Below are 25,921 nucleotides of genomic sequence, written 5' to 3' on the forward strand. Positions count from 1 at the left end.
GATCCGCGATCGCCGTCATGAACGTGCTGCATGACTGTGTTAGTGCGAGCAGCCGATGCGACCGTCCGACGTTGGCCGCTAAGCCTCCGCCAGCCGCCCCTGGACAAGATCGCGCAGCCACATATTGCCCGGATCGCGCGTTGCCGCCGGATGCCACAGCAATTGCAACGGTCGCGGCGCGATCGCGAACGGCAGCGGCAGGATCTGGTTGTCGGCGACTGGCAGCAGCGTCGCCGCATGCGTTGCCAGCAGCGTCAGGAGAAGGTCGGTCTGCGCCACCACCTGCCACGCGGACCAGATGTTCTGGCAGCGGATCGCCACCCGTCGCGTCTCGCCGAGCGCCGCCAGCCCCTCGTCCTCGAGCCCCGGCCCCGACGGGCGCGGCGACGCCTGGACGTGATCGGCCGCGAGGTACGCGGCGAGATCGATCGCGCCCGCGATCCGCGGATGGCCGCGCCGTGCCGCCACCACCATCGTGTCAGTCTGCAAGGGGGCCGCGTGGAGCCCGATCGTCGCGTCACTCGCGACGTCGATCGCGAGGTCGAGCTCGCCGCGCGCCAGCGCGTCCGCCACCTCGCTACGGCGAAAGTTGACACTCGCCAGCGTCACGCCGGGCGCCGCGCGCAGCCCCGCAGCGACGATGCCGGCGAATACCCGCGCTTCGTTCGCCTGGCGCAGTCCGATGCGGAACGACCGCGTCGACGTCCCCGGGTCGAAACGTACCGCGGCGATCATCGCCTGCTCCATGCCGCGCAGCGCGTCGCGCACAGGATCGATGATCGATCGCGCCAGCGCGGTCGGCACGATCGCATTGCCCGCGCGCACGAACAATTCGTCGTCGAACGCGACGCGCAGTCGCGCCAATGCGTGGCTGATCGCCGATTGCGACAGGTGCAGGTGCCGCGCCGCCGCCGTAACCCCGCCGTGCGTGTAGATCGCCTCGAACGTGCCGAGCAGGTTCAGGTCGATGCGGCTGATCGGCCTTATCGCGCCTCTCCGTCAGCCCTGCCTGCGCGTCCCGGATCATAGGCGGGGCGCTGCATCGTGAAGGTATCGCTGTTGCGCAGATACGTCCCCGCGCCGTGCATCCGCCCGATCAGCTTCATCGCCGCAGTATCGATATGCAACCTTTCGGGATCGGTGACGAACGCGTCGCGGATATGCGTGACCAGCACTTCGCCCACCGCGATCACCTGACGTGGCCCGATCTCGAGCAGCTCGCGCCGGACGCACTCGAAGCTCACCGGCGCGCTCGCGATCAGCGGCGGCGCGACGCGCGTCGCAGGCGCGGTCTCGATCCCGGCGTAATCAATCTCGCTCACATCGCGCGGCGCATCGACGCACGATTGGTTCATCGCCTCGGCATCGTCCTCGCTGACAAGGTTCACGACGAACTCGCCCGTCTCGATGATGTTGGTCGCGGTATCCTTGTTCGCGCCCTCGCCGTCCTTGAGCAGCCCGAGCACCAGCAGCGGCGGATCGTCGCCCATCGCGTTGAAGAAGCTGTACGGCGCCGCATTCACCACGCCGTTGCGGCCGCGCGTCGTCACCCAGGCAATCGGCCGCGGTGTCACGGTGGAGACGAGCAGCCTGTAGCGCTGGCGTGGCGGCAGATCGGCCATGACGAACTTCATGCGCGCCGCCGTCTCACCAATCAGCGGTCGAGGGAAGCCGCTTCGTTCACGCCGCGCCGAGCCGGGCCAGCAGATCGGCGCGCAGCACCGGCTTCAGCGTCTTGCCGCTGGCGTTGCGCGGAAACTCGGCGGTGCGCACGTCGATCCGCACCGGTATCTTGAACGGCGCCAGGTGGCGTGCGGCGTAGGCGATCAGCGCCGCCTCGCTTGCTTCCGCGCCGGGCCGCAGCTGCACCACCGCACCCACTTCCTCGCCCAGGATGCGGTGCGGCAGGCCGACCACCGCCGCGTCCATGATCGCGGGATGGGTGACGAGGACGTCCTCGATCTCGACGCAATAGACATTCTCGCCGCCGCGGATCAGCATGTCCTTGGCGCGATCGAGCAGATAGACGAAGCCCTCGTCGTCGATGCGGCAGATGTCGCCGGTATGATACCAGCCGTCGGTGAAGCTCTCGGCGGTCGCCTCGGGCTTGTTCCAATATCCCACCACCACGTTGGGCCCGCGGATCCACAACTCGCCCGCCTCGCCCGGCGGCAGCGCGTTACCCGCGGCGTCGACCACCTTCACGTCGCACACCGGCACCGGCAGGCCGACGCTGTCAGGATGGCGCAGATAATCCTCCGCGCTGTTGCCGACCGACACCGATGACGTCTCGGTCGCGCCATAGCCCTGCCCCGGCTTGAACCACGGAAACAGTTCGGCGAAGCGCTGCGTCAGCTCGGGCGCGATCGCCGCCCCGCCATAGCCGTAGCTGTCGAGGCTGGAGAGATCGCGCCGCGCGAAGTCGGGCGATTCGAGCACCTGCCACACCATCGCCGGTACGCCCGTCGTCGAATTGACGCGCTCGCGCTCGACCAGCTCCAGGAACCGCTCGGCATTCCACTTGTGCATCAGCACGAGCTTCGCGCCCGCGATCACGCTCGGGATCAGCATCGAATTGGTGCCTGTCACGTGGAACAGCGGCACCGGCAGCAGGTTTACGCGCTGCGCCGCGTCGGGATCTGGCGCGGGCAGTTCCTCGCCGCGCCGGATCGCGGCGCGCGCACCGTTGAACGCAATCGAAATGACGTTGCTCAGCACGTTGCGGTGCGTGCCCAGCGCGCCCTTGGGCCTGCCGGTCGTTCCGCTGGTGTAGAGGATCGTCGCCGGATCGTCGGTGTGCAGCGCTGGATCGGGCATCGGATCGTCGGGCAGGTCGGCATAGCCGTCGCGCGGGCCGATCAGCGCGTCGAGCGTCACCGCGCCGGTGCCGTGATCGTCCCCCGTCCGCACCGATATCAGTGCGTCGAGATCGAGCCCGGCGACATGCGGCGCGAGCCGTTCGAGCCGCTCGCTGTCGACGATCGCGACGCGCGCGCCCGAATCGCTGATCCCGTACGCCAGCTCGTCGCCCAGCCCCCAGGCGTTGAGCGGCGTCACCACCGCGCCGATCGATACGCCCGCCCAGAAGGCGATCGACCATTCGGGCAGGTTGCGCATCGCGACGACCAGCCGATCGCCCTTCTTCACGCCGTAGCGCTCGGCCAGCACGCGCCCGAGCGCCCCGGCCGCGCGGAAATGCGCGGCGTAGCTCTGCCGCTCGCCCTCGTAGACGATGAACTCGCGCTCGCCCCAGCCACGGCCCAGGTCGAACACCTGCCGCAGATCGTTCAGCGCATTGACGTAGGTGCGCAGCGTCACGCCGCGGATCACCGCGTCGCGCATCTCGAACGGCGCGCCGGGCGCGGTGAGGATGCGGTAGGTCTCCTGGATCCCCACCGCCGGCCAGCTCTTGTCCGCCATCCGCTCGCCTCCCCGCGCCGCTCCAGTCCGTCGCTATTCGATCAGAGCAGGTCGCCGCCGCACGCGGACGCCGTCGTTCCCTCGCGCTCGAACGCCTTGATGACGTTGCGGCCTACCGTCCAGCGGTGCACCTCGTCCGGCCCATCGACCAGCCGCTGCGAGCGGATGTGCGTGTACCAGGCGGCAAGCGGGGTATCGAGGCTGAAGCCCAACGCGCCGTGCAGCTGGATCGCGGTGTCGACCACCTGATGCACCATGTTGGCGAGGAAGATCTTGGCGATCGAATTCTCCTGCCGGATATCGTCGCCGCGCTCCGCCTTGTAGGCAATGTGGAGCAGCATCAGCCGCGCCTTGTAGATCTCCGCCGCGCAATCGGCGAGCATCCACTGCACGCCCTGCCGCTCGGACAGCTTCTTGCCGAACGTCTCGCGCTTGACGACGTGCGCGGTCGCAAGGTCGAGCGCGCGCTGCGCCACCGACACGTTGTGCATGCCATGGCGCAGCCGGCCGTAGGCGAGCCGGTGCTGCCCCATGTTGAAGCCGTTGCCCTCGCCGCCCAGCAGATCCTCGGCGGGGACGACCAGGTCCTTGATCTCGACTTCCGAATGGCCGCCACCGAGGATCTCGGTCAGCGGGCCGTGCACCGCCATCGTCTCGATGTCGCGGACGATCTTGTAGCCGGGGTTCGGCAGTTCGACGATGAAGGTCGAATAGCGCTGGTGGCGCGGCGCGTCGGGATCGGTCATCGCCATGACGAGCGCGATGTCGGCGACGCTGGCGGCGGACGAGAACCATTTCTCGCCGTTCAGCACGTAATTCTCATTGCCGTCCTTCACCGCGCGCGTCTGCATGCCGGTGGCGTCGGCACCCGCCGCCTTCTCGGTCATCGAATAGCAGATGCGCTTCTCGCCGTTGAGCAGGGGCTTGAGGTACTTCTCCTTCTGGTGCTCGGTGCCGTGCGCCAGCAGCGTCATCATCGTCGCGTCGTCGGGCCCCTGCGTGTTCATCGACAAGGCGCCGAGGTGGCTCTCGCCCAGCTCCATCTGCACCAGCGCATTGGCGAGCGGGCCGAGCCCCATGCCGCCATATTCCTTGGGAATGAACGGGCACCACAGCCCCTGCGCGCGCGCCTTGCCGCGCAGCTCGTTGAGGACCGTCTTGTAATCCTCGCCGTCGGTTAGCCGCTTCTCGGCGGGCTTGCACTCGTCGTGCACCCACTGGCGCACCTTGGCGCGGATCGCCTTGGCTTCCGCGGGAATTTCAAAGTCGATCGACATGCGGCATCCTTTTCGGGAAAGTAGTTCGGTCGCCGTGATCGACGATCAGTTCTTCATCGCCTCGGCGGCCTTGTTGAGATCGGGCGCATTGGGCGATCGCATCGCGACGCCGCCCTCCTGCCCGGCCTTCAGCGCCGCCGCCGCGCCCTCGTGCGACATGATCTTGGAGAGCACCGCCTGGCCTGCACGCTCGAACGATTCCCGGTGGTCGACGACATACTGCCGCGACGTGCGATATCCCTCGAGCAGCCCGTGGATCTCCGGGATGACGTAGCGCGCGACGAGGTCCCAGCTCTTCAGCGTGTTAGCGCGGTTGGCCCAGTCGTGCGCGAAGCCGAGCACCGTGCCGAAGCCCCCGGCCGATGCGAGCAGCTTGCGGATCGCCGCCACCAGATCGTCGGGCGTGCCGATCACCGCCGCTGCGCCGTCGGCGAACGCCGTCTCGTCCACCGCGTGATCGGGCGAGGTGAATTCCTTCGCCCCCGGCCGCATCAGCGTGCCGACGGTATATTCGTTGTGCCACTTCATCAGCCCGGCGCCCGCCTCGGCGCGCGCCTGCTCGCGCGTCTCGGCGATGTGCCAGCTCATCAGCACGCGCCAATTGTCGCGGCTCACCGTCTTGCCCGATTTCGCTGCCGCCTGTTCGGCAAAGCCCCATTGCGTCGGCAGCGCGGCGAGCCCGGCGTCCGAATTGGAGCCGATCGACAAGGCGCCAATGCCGTATTTGCCCGCCAGCGTCATGCCCGACGGGCTGATCGACGAGGCGACGACGAACGGCATGTCCTCCTGCAACGGAAACAGCTGCAGCCGCGCGTCGCGCAGCGTGAACCACTCGCTCTCATGGGTCACCCGTTCACCCGCGAACAGCCGGCGGATCACGCCGATCGCCTCGTCCTGCCGGTCGCGCTGCGTCATCGGGTCGATGCCCAGCATGTACGCGTCGGACGGCAAGGCGCCCGGCCCGGTGCCGAAGATCACCCGCCCGCGCGTCATGTGGTCGAGCTGGACGATGCGCTGCGCGACGTTGAACGGATGGTGGTACGGCAGCGAAACGACGCCCGTGCCCAGCCGGATGCGCTGCGTCTGCTCGCCCACCGCCGCCAGGAACAGCTCGGGCGAAGCGATCGTCTCCCAGCCGGTGGAATGGTGCTCGCCGACCCAGAATTCGTCGAAGCCCAGCTCGTCCATATGCTTGGCGAGCGCGATGTTGCCGCGGAACTGGAGCATCGGATGCTCGCCGATCGGGTGGTGCGGCGCGAGGAACGCACCGAATTTCAATCGAGCCATGGTCAACCTCTCAACGCGTCTGCCACGGACACGCGACGAGCACGGCGCGGGCGCTGGCCCGGCGACGAACGGATCGGCATCCTGTCCCCGAAGCGCCCCCGCGACGCCCCGTATCGGTCCTGACCCGCTTGCCACGGGTTCTAATCACTTCGACTTATTTGTTCGCGCCGGCCGCCGGTTTGTCAATGGCCTGCGCGGATACCCTAGGTTCGAATTGTCGCGCGTCACGCGTCGTCGCGGGCCGGCTCGCTCACGACGTGCCCGGCGGGCACGATGCACGTCTTCACCTTCTCGCGCTCGGCGAATGCCTGGTGGATCACGCTGCGCGGCGGCACGTCCTGCGTCAGCCACACGTTGCCGCCGATCACCGATCCCGCGCCGATCGTCACCCGCCCAAGGATCGTCGCCCCGGCGTAGATCACCACGTCATCCTCGACGATCGGATGCCGCGCGATCCCCTTGGTCAGCGCGCCGTCCTCATCGGTGGGGAAGCTGCGCGCGCCCAGCGTCACCGCCTGGTAGATGCGCACGCGCTCGCCGATGATCGCCGTCTCGCCGATCACCACCCCGCTGCCGTGGTCGATGAAGAAGCTTCCGCCGATCCGCGCGCCGGGATGGATGTCGATCGCTGTCTCCGAATGTGCGATCTCGGCGAGCATTCGCGCCACCAGCGGCGCGCCAAGCTCGTACAGCGCATGCGCCGGGCGGTGGCATACCATCGCGGTGACGAAGGGATAGCACAGCAGGATCTCGTCCACGCTGCGCGCCGCTGGATCGCCGACATAGGCCGCGGTGACGTCACTATCGATCAGCCGCCGGATGCCGGGCAGCCGCTGCGCGAAGGCGGCGACGATCGCGCGCGCCGCCGCGCCCGCGTCGTTGCCCACGCCCCGGCGCTGGTGGATCAGCTCCAGCCGTACCTGCTCGGCGAGCCCGGTGAGCGCGCGATCGAGCGTCTCGCGCACATAAGCGCTCTCATTGTCCGGCCGCACCCCGCCGGTGCCGAGCCGCAGCGGGAACAGCGCCCCCGCCAGATCGTCGCGGATCGCCGCCACCACGCGGCGCGAGGGAAACGGCGCCTCACCGTTGCCCACGTCGCGCTGGCGCGATCGCCGCCAGTCGTCACGCGCCGCCTGAAGGCCTGACGCGAGCGCGTCGAGGTTCCAGCTCGCCGCCCCGATCGCGCCCGCTTCGGCCTCGTCGCTCGTCATCGCCTGATCGTCCGTCATGATTCCCCCGCCCCGCTAGCCGATCATGCCTGCCAAGGCGAACCCGCCACCCGTTCGCCATACCCGTTCGACGACGCGGTGTGCGCAGCCCGCTTGCGCCGCGTCGCAAATGAAGGGAAGACGGGCTGTCCCTCTCTCCCCGGCATCCTGCCGGAGTCTCCCCAGAAAAGGTTGTTCGTGACCAAGCACTTCCTTCTCGCGCTCGTCGCCACCGCCGCTCCTACCGCGCTTTTCGCGCAAGACGCCGCCGCCCCCGCCAAGCCGCCCGCGAAGAGCCACGCCGAGACGGTGAAGGCGGAGGCGGAAGCCGGCTGGGCCACCGCGCCGGTCGAGGAAACCGAGGTGCGCCATCGCGACAGCGTGACGATCGGCGGCAAGCGCTACGCCTATGTCGCGTCGGCGGGCACGCTCACCACGCGCGATTCGGAAGGCAAGCCGACCGCATCGATGTTCTATACCGCCTATACGCTCGACGGGACGAAGCCGGGCACCAAGCGGCCGATCACCTTCCTCTACAACGGCGGGCCCGGCTCGCCGTCGTTCTGGCTGCGCATGGGATCGTTCGCACCGGTCCGCATCCGCACCACCAGCCCCGAATTCGTCCGCCCCGCGCCGTACGACGTCGGGCCCAATCCCGATTCGCTGCTCGACAAGACCGATCTCGTGTTCCTCGACGCGATCGGCTCGGGCTATTCGCGCCCGCTCGGCGACATGAAGCCCGAGCAATTCTACGGCGTCGACGAGGACGTCGACGTCTTCGCCCGCGCGATCGAACGCTATGTCACCAAATACAGCCGCTGGATGAGCCCCAAGTTCATCCTCGGCGAAAGCTACGGCACGCTGCGCTCTGGCGCGCTCGCCTATCAGCTGCAGGATCGCGGCATGGCGCTCAACGGCGTCATCCTGTTGAGCTCGATCATGAACTACGGCTACCGCCAGCCGGGGCTCGACCAGGTCTATCTCAACTACCTGCCAAGCTACGCCGCGACCGCCTGGTACCATAACCGGATCCAGAACCGCCCGGCGGACGTCGCGACGATCGTCGCCGAGGCGCGCGCCTTCGCCACCGGCCCCTACATGGCCGCGCTTGCCAAGGGGCAGCTGATCTCCCCGCAGGAGCGCGATCAGGTGGCGGAGCGGATGAGCCAGCTGATCGGCCTGTCGCCCGAGTTCATCAAGCGCGCCAACCTGCGGATCGATCTGCCGCGTTTCCAGAAGGAGCTGCTGCGCGGATCGGCACGCACGATCGGTCGGTTCGATTCGCGCTATCTCGGCATCGATACCGACGCCGCGGGCGAGCGGCCGGAGACCGACGCGTCGTCGGACGCGATCTCCGGCGCGTACATCGCCTCGTTCCGCAACTATCTCACCGCGACGCTCGGCTATCAGACTGACCTCCCGTACCGCCTGTCGGCGCGCGACGGCGCGGGCTGGAACTGGAATTGGAAGCACAAGGCGCCCGGCGGCGGCTACGGCAGCCAGAACAATCCCAACACCGCAATCGATCTTGCCGCCGCGATGCGCGGCAATCCGTATCTCAAGGTGCTGTCGATGAACGGCTATTACGATATGGCGACGCCGTTCTTCGGCACGGAGAACGATCTCGGTCACATGATGCTCGAGCCCGCGCAGCAGGAGAATTTGCGCTATACCTACTATCCCGCCGGGCACATGACGTATCTCAATCCCGACGCGCTGCGCCAGATGAAGGCCGATCTGTCGCGCTGGTACGACGAGGCGGTGTCCGACGCGCGCTCGGCCACGCCGCCCGTTCCGCCGACGAGCAGCGCTGCTCCGGCGCCGACCGAGACGCCGAACTGATCCCAGCCGGGCGGCGCGCGGCCTACGCCTCGTCGCCGCCCGGTCTCACCAGCTCAGCCCTCGCGCGCCCAGCCCTTCCCGGCCGGCTCCAGCGTGTCCAGGAACGCCGCCGCGCTTGCGCGATACTCGGCCTGCCGCTCGGGGCTGAAGCGGCGCCACGTCGCGTACATGTTGCGCATCCGCGCGTTGCCCGCGAACCGTTTCTCGTGCCGCGCGAGAAAGTCCCAGTAGAGCGCGTTGAACGGGCACGCATCGGGCCCGGTCTTCTGCTTCACGTCGTAGCGGCAGCGCCCGCAATAATCCGACATCCGATCGATGTACGCGCCCGATCCGGCATAGGGTTTGGACGCGATCATGCCGCCATCGGCGAACTGGCTCATCCCGATCACGTTCGGCATCTCGACCCACTCGTACGCGTCGAAATAGACGACCAGGAACCAGTCGGAGATCGCCTGGGGATCGACGCCGGCGAGCATCGCGAAATTGCCCAGCACCATCAGCCGCTGGATATGATGCGCATAAGCCTCGCGCCGCGTCTGATCGACGCTTTGCGCCAGGCAGCGCATCTGGGTTTCGCCAGTCCAGTAGAAGTCGGGCAGCGCGCGCTTCGCCTTCAGCGCGTTGCGCTCGGCGAACTTGGGCATGTCCCACCAGTACATGCCGCGCATATATTCGCGCCAGCCGATGATCTGCCGAACGAACCCCTCGACCGAGTTGAGCGGCGCGTCGCCCTTCTCGTACGCCGCCACCGCTGCCTCGCACACCTCGATCGGATCGAGCAGCCCCAGGTTGATGCTCGACGACAGGCTGCTGTGGTACAGATAATCCTGCCCGGCGATCATCGCGTCCTGGTACTGCCCGAAATCGGGCAGCGCGGTCGCGACGAACTGGTCCAGCGCTTCCAGCGCCTGCGCGCGCGTCACCGGCAGGCCGAACGGCTCCAGATCGCCGAAATGCCCGGCGAAGCGCTTGGCGACGAGATCGAGCACTTCGCGCGTCGTTTCATCGGGCGCGAACCGCGCCGGCGCGGGATAGTTCAGCCCACGCGGCGGCGTCCCGCGATTGTCGTGGTCGAAATTCCACTGATCGCCGACGGGCTTGCCCGCGGGCGTCAGCAGAAGTCCGGTGCGGCGCCGCATGTCGCGATAGAAATGCTCCATGCGAAACTCGCGCCGTCCCTGCGCCCAGGCGTAGAAATCGGGTAGCGGACAGACGAAGCGATCGTCTTCCAGGATCTCGACCGGCAGCCCGGCTCTATCCGCCCACTCGTCCTGCTGCTGGCGCACGCGATATTCACCGCCGGCGACGACGCGGATCGATGCCGGCGCGTGCCGCTCGACCGCGCGGCGCACCTCGCCGGTGAAGCTGTGCGTATTACCGTCGGCGTCGAGCGTGACGTAATCGACCGTCCAGCCGTCCGCGCGCAGCTCGGCGGCGAAGTGGCGCATCGCGGAGAAGATCAGCGCGATCTTCTTCTTGTGGTGCCGGACGTAGGTCGCCTCGTCCCACACCTCCATCATCAGCACGATCGCGTTCGCCCGATCGACGTCGCGCAGGCTGGCGAGTGTCGGCGACAGCTGGTCGCCCAGCACCGGAATCAGGATCGTCACGCGTCCGTAGGCCGGCCGCTAATCGCCCGCGCCGACGCGCAGCTCGCCCGCGGCGGCTTCCGCCTTGCTGGCAAGTCCCGGCACCTCCGCCAGCTGGCGCAGGTCGGTGAACCCGCCGCGCTCGCTGCGATAGCGCACGATCTCGAACCCGTGTCCTTCCAGTCCGGGCACCTGGTCGAGCTCGTCGGCACTCGCCGTGTTGACGTCGATCATAGGTTCGCCTGCTCCTCTTCGGGAAGATCGGCATCGGGGCCGTAGTATAGCTTGGCACATTCGGCGCGCAGGCAGCCGCCCTCGATCACGATGTCGTCGCGATAAGCGTCGGCGATGAAGCTTAGCGTGTCGACGTGGCGCGCCTCGAAATACATCTCGTGCACGTCGTCGCGCCCCGCGCCGTATACGACGCGCCCGACCTTCGACCAGATCGACGCCATGGTGCACATCCCGCACGGCTGCAGCGTCGAATAAAGCGTCGCGCCGCGCAGCTCGAGCTCGCCCGTCGCCTCGCACGCACGGCGGATCGCCATCATCTCGGCGTGAGCGGTCGCGTCGGGCAATTCCTTGGTCTGGTTACGCTCGGCCCCGATCACCTTGCCGTCGAGCACGATCACACTGCCCAGCGGCGAAGTCGACGGATCGGATCCTTTCGAGCGCGCGATCCTGATCGCTTCGCGCATCCAATGTTCGTCATCGGGTGTCATGACTTTCCCTTCGCGGTGCACAACGCAGCACCTCCAACTTCGCCCCATGCCGCTCGACCGGTCCACCTCGAGCCTACACGGAGTCCACTCAAACCCCCCTCTTGCCTCCCCCCAAAAGCCTCCTTAATGGTCGTAAAAACTTTGGGAGGGTCGAGTGGAAATCACCAACGAAACCGCGGCAGTCGTCACCGGCGGTGCCTCGGGGCTGGGCCGTGCAACGGCGGAAGCACTGGCGGCGGCGGGCGTCCGCGTTGCGATTTTCGATCTCAACGAGGAAGCCGGCAGCGAGGTCGCACAGGCGATCGGCGGGCTGTTCTGCAAGGTCGACATCACCAGCGAGGAATCAGTCGTTGCCGGCTTCGAACAGGCGCGCGCAGCTCACCGGCAGGAACGAATCCTCGTCCACTGCGCGATGGCCAACCGCAAGGGCAAGACGGTCGGCCGCAACAAGCAGACCGGTGAGCTCACCCGCTTCTCGACCGAGGATTTCGAATTTGCGACGCAGGGCATCCTGATTGCCAGCTACCGCCTCGCCTCGCTTTCGGCGCTTGGTATGGCGGGCCTCGACCCGCTCGAAGACGGCGAGCGCGGCACGATCATCCTTACCTCGTCGGTCGCCGCACAGGACGCGCAGATCGGCCAGATCGCCTATGGTGCGGGCAAGGCGGGGATCAACGGCATGGTGCTGCCGATGGCGCGCGACCTTATGGACCTCGGCATCCGCGTCAACGCGATCATGCCCGGCATCTTCGGCACGCCGCTACTCGGCCGCCTGCCGCAGCAGGTGTTCGACAATCTCAGCGCCTCGGTGCCCTTCCCCAAGCGTCTCGGCAAGCCGACCGAATATGCCTCGCTGGCGCTGGAACTGGTCCGCAACAGCTACTTCAACGGCCAGTCGATCCGCCTCGACGGCGCGATCCGCATGGCGCCGCGCTGATCGGCAAGCGGCAGCGGCATACGATCGAGACGCGCGGCAGGAGAGCGAGCATGACCAACGCCTATATCGTCGACGCGGTGCGCACCCCGCGTGGCGCGGGCCGCCCGGGCAAGGGCGCGCTCACCCATCTTCATCCTCAGCATCTCGGTGCAACGGTGCTGCGCGCGCTCTGCGACCGCAACGCGCTCGATACCTCGACGGTCGACGACATCATCTGGTCGACCAGCCAGCAGCGCGGCAAGCAGGGCGGCGATCTCGGCCGGCTTTCCGCGCTCTTCGCGGGTTATGACGTCAACGCCTCGGGCGTCACGCTCGATCGCTATTGCGGCGGCGGGATCAGCAGCGTCGGCTTCGCCGCGTCGCAGATCATGGCGGGGTTCGAGGACGTCGTCATCGCCGGCGGCACCGAGATGATGAGCCACCATGCCGAGGCGGACGCCTGGGAACAGGGCACGCCCCTCGCCGCGCTTGGTCGCGCGAAAGGCAATTACGCACTCTACGACGATCATCCGATTTCGCACGTCGGCGTCGCGGCAGACGCGATCGCAGCGATGGAGGGGATCAGCCGCGAAGAGCTCGACGCGTTCGGCGCCGAGAGCCAGCGCCGCGCCGCGGTGGCGATGGCGGAGGGGCGTTTCGACAGCAGCGTGGTGCCCGTCCACAACGACGACGGCACCATCGCGCTCGACCGTGACGAGTTTCCGCGGCCGCAGACGACGGCGGAAACGCTCGCGGCGTTGAAACCGAGCTTCGCGGCGATCAACGACGTCGCTGCCGCGCCCGACGGCACGACGATGAAGCAGATGATCCAGCGCAAATACCCCGATCTGGAGTGGGAGCCGGTGCACCACGCCGGCACCTCGTCGGGCGTCGTCGACGGATCGGCGGCGCTGCTGCTCGCTTCGGCCGAAGGGCTGAAGGCGAACGGCTGGACACCGCGTGCGCGCATCGTTACCGCGGTGAACCACGGCGATTGCCCGACGCTGATCCTCAACGCGCCCGTGCCAGCCGCGAAAAAGGCGCTGGCCCGTGCCGGGCTGGCGATCGACGATATCGACGTGTGGGAGATCAACGAAGCGTTCGCGGTCGTCACCGAAAAGGCGATCCGCGACCTCGGGCTCGACCGTGCCAAGGTCAACGTCAACGGCGGGGCGATCGCGCTCGGCCATCCGATCGGCGCGACCGGATCGATGCTGATCGGCACCGCGCTCGACGAGCTCGAACGTACCGGCGGCCGCTACGCGCTGATCACACAATGCGCCTTCGGCGGCATGGCGCCGGCGCTAATCATCGAGCGCGTCGACGCGATCTGATCGAAATGCAGAAACAGGAGGGCGCGATGGCCGAGGCAGTGGCGAACAAGATTGCCGAACCCGCGGCAAGCTCGCTTCCCTATGTCGCACGCGCGGTCGAGATCGAGCGCCGCGACGACGGCGCAATCCTGCTCCGCTCGCCTTACCCGCCGGCCTCGCCCCCGCGCTCGATCGCGCACCTGTTCCTCGATCAGGCGGCGAGCCACGCCGACCGGCCGTTCATCCTGCAGCGCGATGCCGAAGGCGCGTGGCGCGGGCTTACGTACGGCGAGATGGCGGCGCGCGCGCGTGGCTTCGCGCAGTGGCTGCTCGCGCAGCCGGGCGCAGCGGGCGGCGTCCTCGTCCTGTCGGGCAATTCGGTCGCGCACGCGACGGTGATGCTAGGCTGCTACCTCGCCGGCAGACCCTCGACCGCGCTGAGCCAGGCGTACAGCCTCGGCGCGAGTGATCATGCCAAGCTGCGCCACTGCGCCGCCACGATCCGCCCCGGTGTCGTCTTCGTCGAGGCAGGCGCGGCCTATGCCGACGCCATCGCGGCAGTGCGCGCGCTGCTGCCCGACGTCATCACCGTCTCGGCCGATGGCGCCGGCAATACGATCGCGCTCGATACGCTCACTGCTATTGCGGAAACGCCGGCGGTCGACTCCGCGTTGGCCGCGATCGACCACGCGACGATCGCCAAATATCTCTTCACCTCGGGCTCCACCGGCATGCCCAAGGCCGTGCCGCAGACGCACGGCATGATGACGGCGATGGTCGCCGCGCGCGCCGGGCTGATGGCCGACCCGGCCGAGCGTTGTCCGCCGACATCGGTCGACTGGATGCCGTGGAGCCATCTCAGCGCCGGCAATATCGGCTTCAACAACAACATATGGGCCGGCGGCACCCTGTATCTCGACGACGGGCGACCGTTGCCCGGGCAGTTCGCGACAACGCTGCACAACCTGCTGGACGTAAAGCCGCAGCTGTTCAGTTCGGCGCCGATCGCGTTCGAGATGCTCGTCACCGCGCTCGAACGCGACTGGACGGCGGCGGCAGCGCTGCTCCCCGGTCTGCGCTGGATGGCCTATGGCGGCGCGGCGCTGTCGCAGGACCTGGCGGATCGCGTGCAGCGGCTCGCGCTCGAGGTCATCGGGCGGACGATCCCGATCATCACCACCTATGGCTCGACCGAGGTGCAGGGGATCACGATGGTGCACTGGCCGACGCGCGCAGTCGGCATGATCGGCGTTCCCTTGCCCGGCGTGCTGCTTAAGCTCGCGCCGGTCGGCGACAAGCTGGAGGTGCGCGTTAAGGGGCCGTCGGTGATGGCGGGGTATCTCGGCGCGCCGGAGCAGAATGCCGCAGCGTTCGACGAGGAAGGTTTTTATTGCCTCGGCGACGCGGCGCGCTTCGTCGATCCGGCCGACCCTACGCTGGGGCTAGAGTTCGACGGGCGCATTTCAGAGGATTTCAAGCTGACGAGCGGCACCTGGGTGTCGGTCGGCACGCTGCGCCCGGCGGTGGTCGCCGCGGCCAGCCCGTATCTGCGTGACGTAGTCATCACCGGCGCTGACCGGCCTTATCTCGGCGCGCTAGCCTGGCTCGCCGGCGCCGATCTCGATCGTGCTGCGGCCGAGCAGGCGATTGCCGCGCGGCTTCGCGCGTTCAATGCCGCGCAGGGCGGATCGTCGCGCCAAGTCGCGCGGCTGCTGTTGCTCGACGAGCCGCCGAGTGTCGCGGCGGGCGAGATTACCGAGAAGGGCTATATCAACCAGCGTGCAGTGCTCGCCCGCCGCACCGACGCGGTCGCGCGGCTCTACGCCGCGACCCCCGACGACGCCGTGCTGCTGCTCGTCTGATCCTCCGCGAGCAGCGTGTCGCGCAGGCGGCGCTTGACGAGCTTGCCCGTATCGGTGCGATCGAGCGTCGCGCGGAAGACGTAGCGGCGCGGCACCTTCACCGCGCTCAGCCCGCCGCGCGCGAACCGATCGAGATCAGAGGCGAATGCTGCCGCATCGTTCACTGGCCATGCGGCGGGCTCGATCAGCGCGACGACGCGCTCGCCCATTTCCTCGTCTGGCACGCCGATCACCGCGGCGTCGGCGACCGCGGGATGCTGCACCAGCCGGTTCTCGATCTCCTGCGGGTAGATGTTCACCCCGCCCGAAATGATCATGAAATTCGCGCGATCGGTAAGGAAGAGGAAGCCGTCGGCGTCGAGCCGGCCGATGTCGCCGAGCGTCGGCCAGCCATGCTGATTAAACGACGCGGCGGTCCGCTCGGGATCGTTGTGATAGGCGAAGAGATTGGCGTTGGCGAAGCGCACCAGCCCCTCCTCCCCCACCGGCAGCGGCTCGCCGTCGGCGTCGCAGATGCGGATCTCGGCCTGCACCGCGCGACCGACGGTGCCGGGCCGTGCGAGCCAGTCGGCGCAGGTGGCGACGGTGATGCCGACCCCTTCGGTGCCGCTGTAGAATTCACCGACGATCGGGCCGAGCCAGTCGATCGCGCGCTGCTTGAGCGGTACGGGGCATGGCGCGCCGGCGTGGAAGACCGAGACGAGCGAGGACAGGTCATGGCGCTCGCGCACTTCAGCGGGAAGCGCCAGCATGCGCGCCAGATGCGTCGGCACGACCTGCGCCACCGTCACGCGGTGTCGCTCGATCGCGGCGAGCGCGGCGGCGGCGTCGAACCGCTCCATCAGCACCACCGTGCCGCCGTGGCGATGGATCGCGAGGCTCCAACGCAGCGGCGCCGCGTGGTAGAGCGGCGCGGGACAGAGATAGACGCTGTCCTGCCCGCACCCGAAATATTGCGCGCCGATCGACACCGCGCGCGGCGCCGCGTCGAAGCTGGCCGGCAGTGGTGACTTGATCCCCTTGGGAAAGCCCGTCGTGCCCGACGAATAGAGCATATCGGTACCCGGCGCCTCGTTCGCCACGGGCGTTTCGGGGAAGCTACGGATCGCGGTGACGAGATCGTCGTCGAGGATCGCGACCGGGCATGGCAGGTCCGCATCTTCACCGAGGCGATCGTTCACCTTGCGCGAGACGATCGCGATCCGCGCGTCGGCATCGCGCAGGATGTAGCTTGCCTCGCCCGCCGTGAGCCCTGTCGCGATCAGCAGGTAATGGAGGCCGATGCGCTGCGCGCCCCACAGCAATTCGTAGAGCCGCGGATGGTTTTCCACCATCAGCGCAACGACGTCACCCGCCGCGACGCCCTGCCCGCGCAGCCAGTGCGCGACCTGGTTGGCGCGTGCCTCAAGCTGGGCGTAGCTCACGCTCTCGCCGCTGCCGGCCATGACGTAGGCGGGCTTGTCGGGCGTTTCGGTGGCGAAGCGGCGAGGATGCATCGGGGTTTCCTGGGGGCTCTGGTGGGGCTTCGTGTAGGGTTCGTGTAGGCTTGGTGAGGGTCAGCGCGGGGCGGCGAGGCCAGCGAGGATGAAGTCGACCGCGGCAGTGGCGTAGCTGCGCACGAACGCGTCCTGCGCGGGCGCGCCGCCCATCATGTCGCGGAACGGCACGCGCGTCGCGAACAGATACTGGCACGTGCCGACGATCATGAAATAGGCGTGGTCGGGATCGATCGCGCGAAACTCGCCCGCAGCGATCCCTGCCTCAATGATGCGGCGCTGCGCGTCGATCAGCGGAGTGACGAAGTTCGCCTTGATCCGCGCCGACGCCTCGTGCCCCGAATCGCGCACGAGCCGGTTGAGCAGCCCGTTGAGATAGGGGTGACGGGCATAGGTGCGGATGATGCCGGTGACGTGCAGCCGCAGCTTCTGCGTCGGCGTCACGTCCAGCGCGACGAGATCGTCGAGCTGGCCGATCGAGCGCGCGGTGTCCGCCTCGACCAATGCGGTGAGCAGACCCTCCTTGCTGCCGAAATGATATTTGACGAGCGGTGCGGTGAGCCCGGCGCGGCGCGCGATCGCATGGAGCGATACGTCGGTGCTGCCGCGCTCAATCATCAGGTCACGCGCGGCATCGAGCAGTACCGCGCGGCTGGACGCGCCGAGCCGGGCGGCGGCGGGATCGATCACTGAAGACACGCCGAGACCCCTATCCGTGCTTTTTGCCGACACACTCTCGGACTAACAGGTGGCGGCGATTTTCACGCTTGTAAAGTCGATCATGACCAATCATTAAGCGCACCATTGATCATCCGTTAAATGGATGTCGTGACGGCAGGTCGCGGCGTCGGCGCGTGGCGGTATCCTCGAGCATACGAGGCCCGCCCTTCCCGCCAACGGCGCCGCGACGAAAGGGAGAGGACGGGCCTGTGAAACTCATCAACATGCTGGCGTGCAGCTCGATCATCGCACTGAGCGCGATGAGCGCGACCGCAGCTACGGCGCAGACCCCGCTCGCCGGGATCGGCACCGTGCCCGACGCCGCTGTTACGGGCGAGGCGGAAAAGGGCACGCCGGGGCAATCACAGACGGATGCACTGCAGCCCGCCGAGCAGGCGCCTGAGGCATCTGCCGCGTCGATCGACGGCGACATCGTCGTCACCGGATCGCGCGTCGTCAGCAACGGCTATCAGGCGCCAACGCCGATCACCGTCGTCGGCAGCGAGGATCTGAAGAACGCCGCGCCCAACATCACCGACGCGCTGCGCCAGTTGCCGCAGCTGACCGGCTCGACCGGCCCCTCGACGCCGAGTTTCACCCCCGGCGGATCGGTATCGAGCACGGCTAGCACCGCGAACCTGCGCAACTTGGGCATCACCCGCACGCTGGTGCTGCTCGACGGTCGCCGCCCGCCCGCGTCGGGCGTCACCGGCACCGCCGATATCGCGCTGTTCCCGCAGCAGCTGATCAAGCGCGTCGACATCGTCACCGGCGGCGCGTCGGCCGCCTATGGCTCGGACGCGGTGGCCGGCGTCGTCAATTTTGTGCTCGACACGCGCTTTCGCGGGGTGATGGGCGAGCTGCGCAACGGCATCTCGACGCGCGGCGATGGGCATAGCTGGACCGCCGAAGCCTCCGCCGGGTTCGGCTTCGCCGAGGATCGCGGCAGCGTGATCCTGTCGGGCAGCATCAACGAGCAGGACCCGATCGACGGGCGTGCACGCGGCTGGGCGCAGCGCGGCTGGGCGACCGTCCCCAACCCCACCTATTCGCCGACCAACGGCCAGCCGCAGCTGCTGCTTCGCGAGGATGTGAACCTTGCCGCCGCGACCTATGGCGGGATCATTACGGGCGCACGGCGCGGCACGACGCGCGTCGGTGCCGGCACGCTGCGCGACATCCAGTTCGACGCCAACGGCGCGCAGTCGCTGTACCAGCACGGCGACCTGTTCACCGGCACCGTCGAGGTGGGTGGCGAAGGCCCGCGCTACCCGGCTGCGATCGTTTCCGACGTCAACGCCAAGACCGCGTTCGGCCACGCCGAGTTCGAATTCAGCGACGGCTTCTCCGTCTTCGCCGAGGGCTCGTACGGCTATTCCAAGACCTTCTACCCGCTGCTGATGCCGTATTTCATTGGCAGCGGCGGGCTGGTGATTCAGGCCGACAACGCCTTCCTGCCCGACAACATCCGCCGCACGATGGCGGCGAACGGCTTCACCTCGATCGAACTCGGCAAGCTCGACGGGACGTGGGGGCAGAATATCGTCACCAACACCACCAAGACGCTGAACCTGACCACCGGGTTCAAGGCGACACTGGGCGGCTTCACGATCGACGGCTATTACGAGCACGGCGAATCGCGCTACCTGCTCGAGACCGACAACCAGCGGGTGCTCGCCAACACGCGGCTCGCCGCGGACGCGGTGGTGAACCCGGCGACCGGCCAGATCGTCTGCCGCTCGACGCTGACCAATCCGACCAACGGCTGCGTGCCGTGGAATCCGTTCGGCACCGCCGCCTTCACGCCCGAACAGCGCGCCTATCAGGGCGGCAGCGGCTTCGCGCGATCGATCGCCAAGCAGGACGTCGTTGCGCTGACGGTGCGCGGCAATCTGTTCTCGACCTGGGCGGGCGAGGTCGCCGCGGCGGTGGGCGCGGAATATCGCGACTTGTCGGGCACGATCCGCGTCGACCCGATCTCCTCGGTGATCGGCTTCGGCGCGACCAACCCGCAAGGATCGGGCGGCGGCTATGACGTGAAGGAAGTGTTCGGCGAAGTCGTCGTGCCGCTGTTCCGCGGCGAGAATTTTCTGAAGTCGATCGACTTCAACGGCGCAGTGCGGCGCACCGATTACAGCACCAGCGGCGGCGTGACGACGTGGAAGCTCGGCCTCACCAGCGAGCTGATCGACGGGCTGCGGCTGCGCGGCACCTATTCGCGCGACATCCGCGCGCCCAATATCGGCGACCTGTTCGGGCCGCGCACGCGCAACGTCGCGGCGATCATCGATCCGTTCCGCAACAACGAGGTGACGCAGAACGTCTTCACCTTCACCGGCAGCAACCCCGATCTGCTGCCCGAGCGCGCCAAGACGATCGCCGCCGGTTTCTCGTATCGCCCCGATTTCCTGCCCGGGTTCGGCTTCTCGGTCGATTACTACAACATCAAGATCGAGGACGCGATCACCACGCTGTCGGCGCAGCAGCTCGTCAACCAGTGTTTCGGCGGCGACCAGAGCCTGTGCGCGCTGACGATCCGCGGCGCGGACGGGCGGCTGACCGACGTCAACGGCGTCGCGCTCAACATCGCGACGGTCAAGATCTCGGGCATCGACCTCGACGCGAGCTATTCGACCGATCTGTTCGGTGGCAAGTTCAGCCTGCGCGGCATCGCGACCTATCTCGACAATTACACGCAGGAGGCGCGCGGCGTCGCCACGGTGCGCTACGACGGCACCGGCTCCTTCCCCAGCTGGCGCGCGAATCTGCAGGCGACCTATACCTCGGGCGGCACCACCGTGTCGGTGCAGGAGCGCTTCATCGGCGCGCACGGCCGCGTGATCGCGCCGATCACCGTCGACAACAATCGCGTGCCCGAGGTGTTCTACACCAACCTCACGCTGCGCCAGCAAATCGAGGCGGGCGACGTGAAGCCCGAGCTGTTCCTGACGATCAACAACCTGTTCGATCGCGACCCGCCGCCGTCAGACACCAACAACGTCACGCTGGGCACGTCGCGCGTCGTCGACCCGCTGCTCTACGACACGGTCGGGCGGTACATCACGATCGGCGGGCGCATCCGGTTCTGAGCGCCGCGAGGGGGAGATACGGGCATGACACGTGACGATCTGATGTTCCGCGACGGCCTGCTCGACGGGCAGCGCATCCTGGTGACGGGGGGCGGCACGGGGCTCGGCCGCGTGATGGCCGAGGCGTTCCTGATCCTGGGCGCCGAGGTGTTCATCTGCGGTCGGCGCGGCAGCGTGCTCGACGAGACCGCCGAGGCACTGACCGCGGCGCACGGCGGCAAGGTGGTGGGGCTTGCCTGCGACATCCGCGACGATGCCGCGATCGAGGCGATGCTCGACCGGATCTGGAGCAACGGCGGCGCGCTGACCGGGCTCGTCAACAACGCCGCGGGCAATTTCGTCAGCCGCACCGAGGACCTGTCGATCCGCGGCTTCGACGCGATCTCCTCCATCGTCTTCCGCGGCTCGTTCGCGGTGACGCTGGCGTGCGGCAAACGCTGGATCGCGGAAGGCATCCCGGCATCGGTGCTATCGATCCTCGCCACATGGGTGTGGAACGGATCGGCATTCACCGTACCGAGCGCGATGAGCAAGGCGGGCATCAACGTCATGTCGCAGAGCCTGGCGGTGGAATGGGCCGATCGCGGCATCCGGTTGAACTGCATCGCGCCGGGCACCTTCCCGACCGAGGGCATGTCGGCGCGGCTGCGCCCGACCGACGGCGACGGCGCGTTCCGCGACACCAGCGATTATCCGATGGGGCGCGTTGGGCGGATGCCCGAGCTCGCCAACCTCGCCGCCTTCCTGATGTCGCGCCAGGCGGAATATCTTACCGGACAGACGATCGCGATCGACGGCGCGCGCTTCCTTGCGACGGGCGGCAACTTTGCGTCGCTGCGCGCGTGGGACGACGATCAATGGTCCGCGGCACGCGATTCGATCCGCGCGACGACGGCGAAGGACAAGGCTGCGCGGACCGCGTGATGGGCGGCGCGTACGGCGTGATCGAGCAGGCGGTGCGGCTGCGGCCTTGAACGATCGGAAACCGCCGCGTTAAAGGTGCGGCAACGACGATGGCGCGGCGACCGCGAGCCGCGCCGCGGATGGGGAGAAGCGAAGTGTTGCAGGGCATCCGGGTCGTCGAACTGGCCACCTATGTCGCGGGACCGGGGGCGTGCGGGCTGCTCGCCGACTGGGGCGCCGAAGTGATCAAGATCGAGGCACCGGGCGGCGATCCGTTCCGCGGCTTCTACGCCTCGGTCGGGCGCGACGACGTCGAGAACCGCGTTTTCGAGAACGACAATCGCGGCAAGCGATCGATCGTCCTCAACCTCGCGCAGCCTGACGATGCCGAGGTGTTGCGCCGGCTGCTCGCCACCGCCGACGTGTTCGTCACCAACACGCGGCCGCAGAGTCTCGAGCGGCTCGGCATCTCGTGGGAGCAGATTCGCGCGATTAAGCCCGATCTGATCTTTGCCAATTTCACCGGCTACGGCCCGGTCGGCGAGGATGCCGACAAGCCGGGGTTCGACATCACGGCCTTCTGGGCGCGCTCGGGGCTGTGCTCGCTCGGCACGGTCAAGGGCGGCGATCCCGCGCAGCTGCGCACCGGGATTGGCGATCACATGTCGGCGATGGGGCTGGCGGCGGGGATCATGGCCGCGCTCTTCCATCGCGAGCGGACCGGTGAGGGGCAGAAGATCGAGACGTCGCTGCTGCGCATGGGCGTTTACGCCGGCAGCAGCGAGCATGCCGTGCAGCTGCAGATGGGCAAGCTCGCCTCGACCAAGTCGCGGCCCGAGGCGATCAACCCGCTCAACAACTTCTTCCGCACCGCCGACGGCCAATGGTTCGTCGCGGTGCCGCGACAGGGCGCCGACGACTGGCCGCGCTTCGCACGCGCGATCGGGCGCGAGGACGTGATCGACGATCCGCGCTTCAACTCGATCCGCCAGCGCCGCGCGAACGGTGCGGAGGTCGTCGCGCTGCTCGACGCGGGCTTCGGCGCGATGACCTGGGACGAGGCGCGCGCCGCGCTGACGCGCGAGAAGCTCGTCTACTCACCCGTCCTGTCGGTCGGCCAAGCGACCAAGGATCCGCAGGTGCTGGCGGCAGGCTGCTACGTCGACGTGCCCGACGAGGCGGGCGAGACGATGCGCCTGCCCGCGACGCCGATCGATTTCGGCGCCGCGCTGCCGCCCCGCCGCCGCGCGCCCGCGCTCGACGCGGACGGGGCCGCAATCCGCGCCGATCTCGGCCTCGCCAGCGTCGCGGGCGCGGCATAAGCGCGCCGGCCGGACGAGGGGAACAGATGGCAAAGGCGATCGAGGCGGCGATACCCGCTGCTGGCCGTAGCGAAGGCCCGTCGCGCGACGTGCTGCTCGCCGCGGCGAGCGACCTGATGATCGAGCTCGGCACGCCCGAGGTCTCGCTCCACGCGATCGCGCGCAAGGCGGGCGTCACCGCGCCGCTCGTCAAATATTATTTCGGCAGCAAGGAAGGGCTGCTCGTCGCGCTGGTCGAGCGCGATACCGCGCGCTCGCTCGCCCAGCTCGAGGGGTTGAACGCAATGGCGCTCGATCCGCTCGCCAAGCTGAAGATCCACATTGCCGGGATCGTGCGCACCTACAGCCGCTATCCGTACCTTGTCGGGCTGCTCAACCACCTGCTGCGCGAGACGCGCAACGAGGCGTCCGAGCGGATCAAGGCGAGTTTCGTCACCCCGCTGATCGACGCGCAGCGCCGTATTATCGAAGAGGGCGTCGCGGCGGGGCAGCTGCGCCCGATCGATCCCGACCAGCTGTATTTCATCATTGTCGGCGCGTGCCAGTATCTGTTCTCCTCGCGCGTCGCTTTCGCCGACATCATGGGCGGCAAGTTCGCCGACCCGGCGTTCGCGCGCGACTTTCCCAACGCGGTACTAGACGTGATCCTGAACGGGTTGCGCGCCGAACGACGGTAACGCTTGCCCGGCCGACGCCCGCCGACTATCGCTATTTAACGATAGTTAAATGAGGCGAGAGCTTGATGCACGGCACCCAGACGGCGCGCGATGACGAGGCCGCGTTCACGATCTCGCCGGGGCGCCGCAGCTATGTGCTGATCCTGCTGACGGTGATCTACACGCTCGCCTTTATCGATCGTCAAATCATCAACATCCTCGCCGAACCAATCAAGGCCGACCTTCACCTTGCCGACTGGCAAATGGGCGCGCTCTCGGGTTTCGCCTTTGCGCTGCTCTATACCACCTTCGGGCTGCCCGCGGCGCGGCTGACTGAACGTGGCAACCGATCTTGGATCATTGCCGGCGCGGTGACGCTGTGGAGCGCGTTCACCGCGCTGTCGGGCTTCGCCAACAACTTCGTCCACCTGCTGCTCGCGCGCACCGGCGTCGGCATCGGCGAGGCGGGATGCGTCCCCGCCGCGCACTCGCTGATCAGCGACATTACGCCCAAGGACCAGCGGGCGAGCGCGCTGGCGATCTTCTCGATGGGGCTGCCGCTCGGCTCACTCGTCGGGCTGGCGATGGGCGGCGTCGTCGCCGGGGCGTTCGGCTGGCGCGCCGCCTTCTTCCTCGTCGGGCTGCCCGGCATCGCGCTCGCGCTGCTGACGCTGCTGACAGTGCGCGATCCGCGGCCGAGCGGGCGCGCCGTCACCGCCGGCGGCGAGGAGGTACTGAGCGCGACGGGCGTGTTCCGCCACCTGCGCCAGCGGCCGAGCTTCGTGTGGATGACAATCGGCGCCGCGCTGCTCGCCGCGACCGGCTATGCCCACCAGACCTTTTACGGCTCGTTCTTCCTGCGCAATCACGGCCCCGCACTCGATTACTGGGCGGGCGTGTTCGGCCTGAGCAACAGGCTCGCGTTCCTCGGCATCGCTCTCGGCCTCATCATCGGCATCGCCGGCACGATGGGCACCGGAATTGGCGGACGGATGGCGGATCGCGCCGCGGCGATTCACCCGTCGGGCTATATGAAGGTGCCCGCCTGGTCGACGCTGATCGCGATCCCCTTTCTCGTCGCGGCGTTTCTCGTGCCAAGCGCCATGGCGGCGCTGGCGCTGCTGCTGGTGCCACATTTCATGAAGGCGATGTGGTACGGCCCGGTGTTCGCATGTGTGCAGGGGATGGTCGCCCCGCGGTCGCGCGCGACGGCGATCGCGGTGTTCCTGTTCTTCGTCAACGCGATCGGGCTCGGCATGGGGCCGGTGATCGCGGGCGCGATGAGCGACGTACTTGCGCGGACGATGGGGGCCGACGAGGGGCTGCGCGTCGCGATGATCGTATTCGCGGTGATGCTGGTCGCGGCGACCGCCTGCTTCCGCAAGGCCGGCCGCACGCTGGCGGACGATCTAGTAAGTTAGACCGTCCACGCGCGCGTCACGCTCCGCCCGTCACCTTGCGCCCGTCACCTTGCGCACCGCATCGTCGACCGGCACGTCGTGGAGCACGCGGTAGCGCGCCTCGATGAAGCTGAAGATGCCGAAGCCGAGCAGGCCGATCGCGACGAGAAGATCGACCGGGCTCGAGAGCCAGTCGATCGCCTCCGCCATGCCCCCGGCGGCGCTTGCCCGTTCGGAGAAGCCGGCGCGCAACAGGAAGAAGCCGGTGACGAGGAAGATGAGCCCACGCGCGGCGTAGCCGAGCCGCCCGCTCCACTGCACCCACGCCCGGCGCGCCGCGTCGGGCTCTAGATAGCGCAGGAAGCCGGCCTTGATCGCCTTCGCCAACTGCACGCCGCCGACGACGAGCAGCAGTACGCCGCCGAGCATCACGAGGAAGGTGCCGCCGGGCAGCGCGAGCGCCGTCTGCGTGCCCTGCTCCGCGCTATCCTTTGCTGCCTTGATCCCCTGCATCAGCCGCACCGCCTGATAGGTGAGGAACAGGTGCACGATCCCGCTGATCGCCGCGCCCGCGCGCTCGACTAGTCCTTTGCGCTCGCTGCCGTGGCGCTCGATATCAAACGCCGCGTCGCTCAGTCGCCAAAGGCCGTAGGCAAGCAGCCCCGCGGCCATGATCGCGAGCAGCACCCGCCCGCCCCCGTCGCCAAGATAGGCGAGCGCGCCGGCCGGATCCTCGGTCCGCCCGGTGCGCAGCACGAGCACGGCGATGACGGTGTAAAGCAGGCCGCGAGTGGCGAAACCGACACGGGTCAGCAGCGTGAGCGATGAACTGGCCGACATGATAACCCCTTCTATCGCGACGCAAACATCCAGCCCGCCGCTTTCGTTCCGCTATTGGA

The 25,921-nt window shown here is 68.0% G+C and carries 21 protein-coding genes; 9 read left to right on the forward strand and 12 right to left on the reverse strand.

The annotated features are described in order from the left end of the window. Positions 1 to 78 precede the first annotated feature (78 nt). The 6 genes from B7L05_RS03575 to epsC form a co-directional block, all read right to left on the reverse strand. Positions 79 to 987 (reverse strand): LysR family transcriptional regulator, encoded by a 909-nt coding sequence (locus tag B7L05_RS03575; RefSeq protein WP_307718249.1) that lies wholly within the window; start codon positions 985 to 987, stop codon positions 79 to 81. After that, positions 984 to 1,634 carry a flavin reductase family protein gene (locus tag B7L05_RS03580; protein WP_085808827.1) on the reverse strand — a complete coding sequence of 217 codons (651 nt, stop codon included), beginning with the start codon at positions 1,632 to 1,634 and terminating at the stop codon, positions 984 to 986. Before B7L05_RS03580 ends, B7L05_RS03575 begins: the two co-directional genes overlap by 4 nt. 46 nt (positions 1,635 to 1,680) lie before the next feature. After that, positions 1,681 to 3,420 carry a class I adenylate-forming enzyme family protein gene (locus B7L05_RS03585; RefSeq protein ID WP_085808828.1) on the reverse strand — a complete coding sequence of 580 codons (1,740 nt, stop codon included), beginning with the start codon at positions 3,418 to 3,420 and terminating at the stop codon, positions 1,681 to 1,683. A 41-nt stretch (positions 3,421 to 3,461) separates the two neighbouring features. Then, a complete protein-coding gene (locus B7L05_RS03590; RefSeq protein WP_085808829.1) occupies positions 3,462 to 4,697 on the reverse strand; it encodes an acyl-CoA dehydrogenase family protein in 1,236 nt (411 codons plus the stop codon). 45 nt (positions 4,698 to 4,742) lie between these two features. Further along, positions 4,743 to 5,984, reverse strand: a complete 1,242-nt coding sequence (locus tag B7L05_RS03595; protein WP_085808830.1) for an LLM class flavin-dependent oxidoreductase — start codon at positions 5,982 to 5,984, stop codon at positions 4,743 to 4,745. 224 nt (positions 5,985 to 6,208) lie between these two features. Then, a complete protein-coding gene (epsC, locus tag B7L05_RS03600) occupies positions 6,209 to 7,213 on the reverse strand; it encodes a serine O-acetyltransferase EpsC (RefSeq protein WP_144037108.1) in 1,005 nt (334 codons plus the stop codon). Positions 7,214 to 7,390: 177 nt separating this feature from the next. On the opposite strand from epsC, the gene B7L05_RS03605 reads away from it, so the two are divergent. Next, a complete protein-coding gene (locus B7L05_RS03605) occupies positions 7,391 to 9,034 on the forward strand; it encodes a S10 family peptidase (protein WP_085809084.1) in 1,644 nt (547 codons plus the stop codon). A 53-nt stretch (positions 9,035 to 9,087) separates the two neighbouring features. Here B7L05_RS03605 and B7L05_RS03610 read toward each other — a convergent pair whose 3' ends face one another. From B7L05_RS03610 to B7L05_RS03620, 3 genes are read right to left on the reverse strand one after another with little or no spacing between them, the layout of a single operon-like run. Then, positions 9,088 to 10,644 (reverse strand): cryptochrome/photolyase family protein, encoded by a 1,557-nt coding sequence (locus B7L05_RS03610; RefSeq protein ID WP_085808831.1) that lies wholly within the window; start codon positions 10,642 to 10,644, stop codon positions 9,088 to 9,090. An 18-nt stretch (positions 10,645 to 10,662) separates the two neighbouring features. Then, positions 10,663 to 10,857, reverse strand: coding sequence for a helix-hairpin-helix domain-containing protein (locus B7L05_RS03615; protein ID WP_085808832.1), 195 nt, complete (start codon positions 10,855 to 10,857; stop codon positions 10,663 to 10,665). Continuing rightward, on the reverse strand, positions 10,854 to 11,345 hold the full coding sequence (locus B7L05_RS03620; RefSeq protein ID WP_085808833.1) for a nucleoside deaminase: 492 nt from the start codon (positions 11,343 to 11,345) through the stop codon (positions 10,854 to 10,856). Before B7L05_RS03620 ends, B7L05_RS03615 begins: the two co-directional genes overlap by 4 nt. 154 nt (positions 11,346 to 11,499) lie before the next feature. On the opposite strand from B7L05_RS03620, the gene B7L05_RS03625 reads away from it, so the two are divergent. From B7L05_RS03625 to B7L05_RS03635, 3 genes are read left to right on the forward strand one after another with little or no spacing between them, the layout of a single operon-like run. Then, entirely contained in the window at positions 11,500 to 12,282 is a 783-nt protein-coding gene (locus B7L05_RS03625; protein WP_085808834.1) for an SDR family NAD(P)-dependent oxidoreductase, read from the forward strand. A 50-nt stretch (positions 12,283 to 12,332) separates the two neighbouring features. Continuing rightward, positions 12,333 to 13,595: an acetyl-CoA C-acetyltransferase gene (locus tag B7L05_RS03630; protein WP_085808835.1), complete on the forward strand. Its 1,263-nt coding sequence runs from the start codon at positions 12,333 to 12,335 to the stop codon at positions 13,593 to 13,595. 26 nt (positions 13,596 to 13,621) lie between these two features. Further along, the gene (locus tag B7L05_RS03635) at positions 13,622 to 15,436 is read left to right on the forward strand and encodes an AMP-binding protein (RefSeq protein ID WP_179187108.1); all 1,815 of its coding nucleotides are present in this window, start codon (positions 13,622 to 13,624) and stop codon (positions 15,434 to 15,436) included. On the opposite strand, the gene B7L05_RS03640 is transcribed toward B7L05_RS03635, so the two are convergent. Then, positions 15,394 to 16,932 carry an AMP-binding protein gene (locus tag B7L05_RS03640; RefSeq protein WP_085808837.1) on the reverse strand — a complete coding sequence of 513 codons (1,539 nt, stop codon included), beginning with the start codon at positions 16,930 to 16,932 and terminating at the stop codon, positions 15,394 to 15,396. The genes B7L05_RS03635 and B7L05_RS03640 overlap by 43 nt on opposite strands. Before the next feature lie 60 nt (positions 16,933 to 16,992). Continuing rightward, complete coding sequence (locus B7L05_RS03645; protein ID WP_144037110.1) at positions 16,993 to 17,631, reverse strand: TetR family transcriptional regulator; 639 nt, start codon at positions 17,629 to 17,631, stop codon at positions 16,993 to 16,995. 230 nt (positions 17,632 to 17,861) lie between these two features. On the opposite strand from B7L05_RS03645, the gene B7L05_RS03650 reads away from it, so the two are divergent. From B7L05_RS03650 to B7L05_RS03670, 5 genes are all read left to right on the forward strand, one after another. Next, the gene (locus B7L05_RS03650) at positions 17,862 to 20,741 is read left to right on the forward strand and encodes a TonB-dependent receptor domain-containing protein (protein ID WP_085808839.1); all 2,880 of its coding nucleotides are present in this window, start codon (positions 17,862 to 17,864) and stop codon (positions 20,739 to 20,741) included. Positions 20,742 to 20,765: 24 nt separating this feature from the next. Continuing rightward, positions 20,766 to 21,665, forward strand: coding sequence for an SDR family oxidoreductase (locus B7L05_RS03655; RefSeq protein ID WP_085808840.1), 900 nt, complete (start codon positions 20,766 to 20,768; stop codon positions 21,663 to 21,665). A gap of 134 nt (positions 21,666 to 21,799) precedes the next feature. Continuing rightward, on the forward strand, positions 21,800 to 22,966 hold the full coding sequence (locus B7L05_RS03660; RefSeq protein ID WP_085808841.1) for a CaiB/BaiF CoA-transferase family protein: 1,167 nt from the start codon (positions 21,800 to 21,802) through the stop codon (positions 22,964 to 22,966). A 26-nt stretch (positions 22,967 to 22,992) separates the two neighbouring features. Continuing rightward, the gene (locus tag B7L05_RS03665) at positions 22,993 to 23,643 is read left to right on the forward strand and encodes a TetR family transcriptional regulator (protein ID WP_085808842.1); all 651 of its coding nucleotides are present in this window, start codon (positions 22,993 to 22,995) and stop codon (positions 23,641 to 23,643) included. 65 nt (positions 23,644 to 23,708) lie between these two features. After that, on the forward strand, positions 23,709 to 25,043 hold the full coding sequence (locus B7L05_RS03670) for an MFS transporter (protein ID WP_085808843.1): 1,335 nt from the start codon (positions 23,709 to 23,711) through the stop codon (positions 25,041 to 25,043). A gap of 30 nt (positions 25,044 to 25,073) precedes the next feature. Here B7L05_RS03670 and B7L05_RS03675 read toward each other — a convergent pair whose 3' ends face one another. Then, the gene (locus B7L05_RS03675) at positions 25,074 to 25,862 is read right to left on the reverse strand and encodes a DUF1206 domain-containing protein (protein ID WP_085808844.1); all 789 of its coding nucleotides are present in this window, start codon (positions 25,860 to 25,862) and stop codon (positions 25,074 to 25,076) included. Positions 25,863 to 25,921 lie beyond the last annotated feature (59 nt).

The sequence above is a fragment of the Sphingomonas sp. TZW2008 genome (genome assembly GCF_002117915.1).
Classification (GTDB): Bacteria; Pseudomonadota; Alphaproteobacteria; order Sphingomonadales; family Sphingomonadaceae; genus Sphingomonas.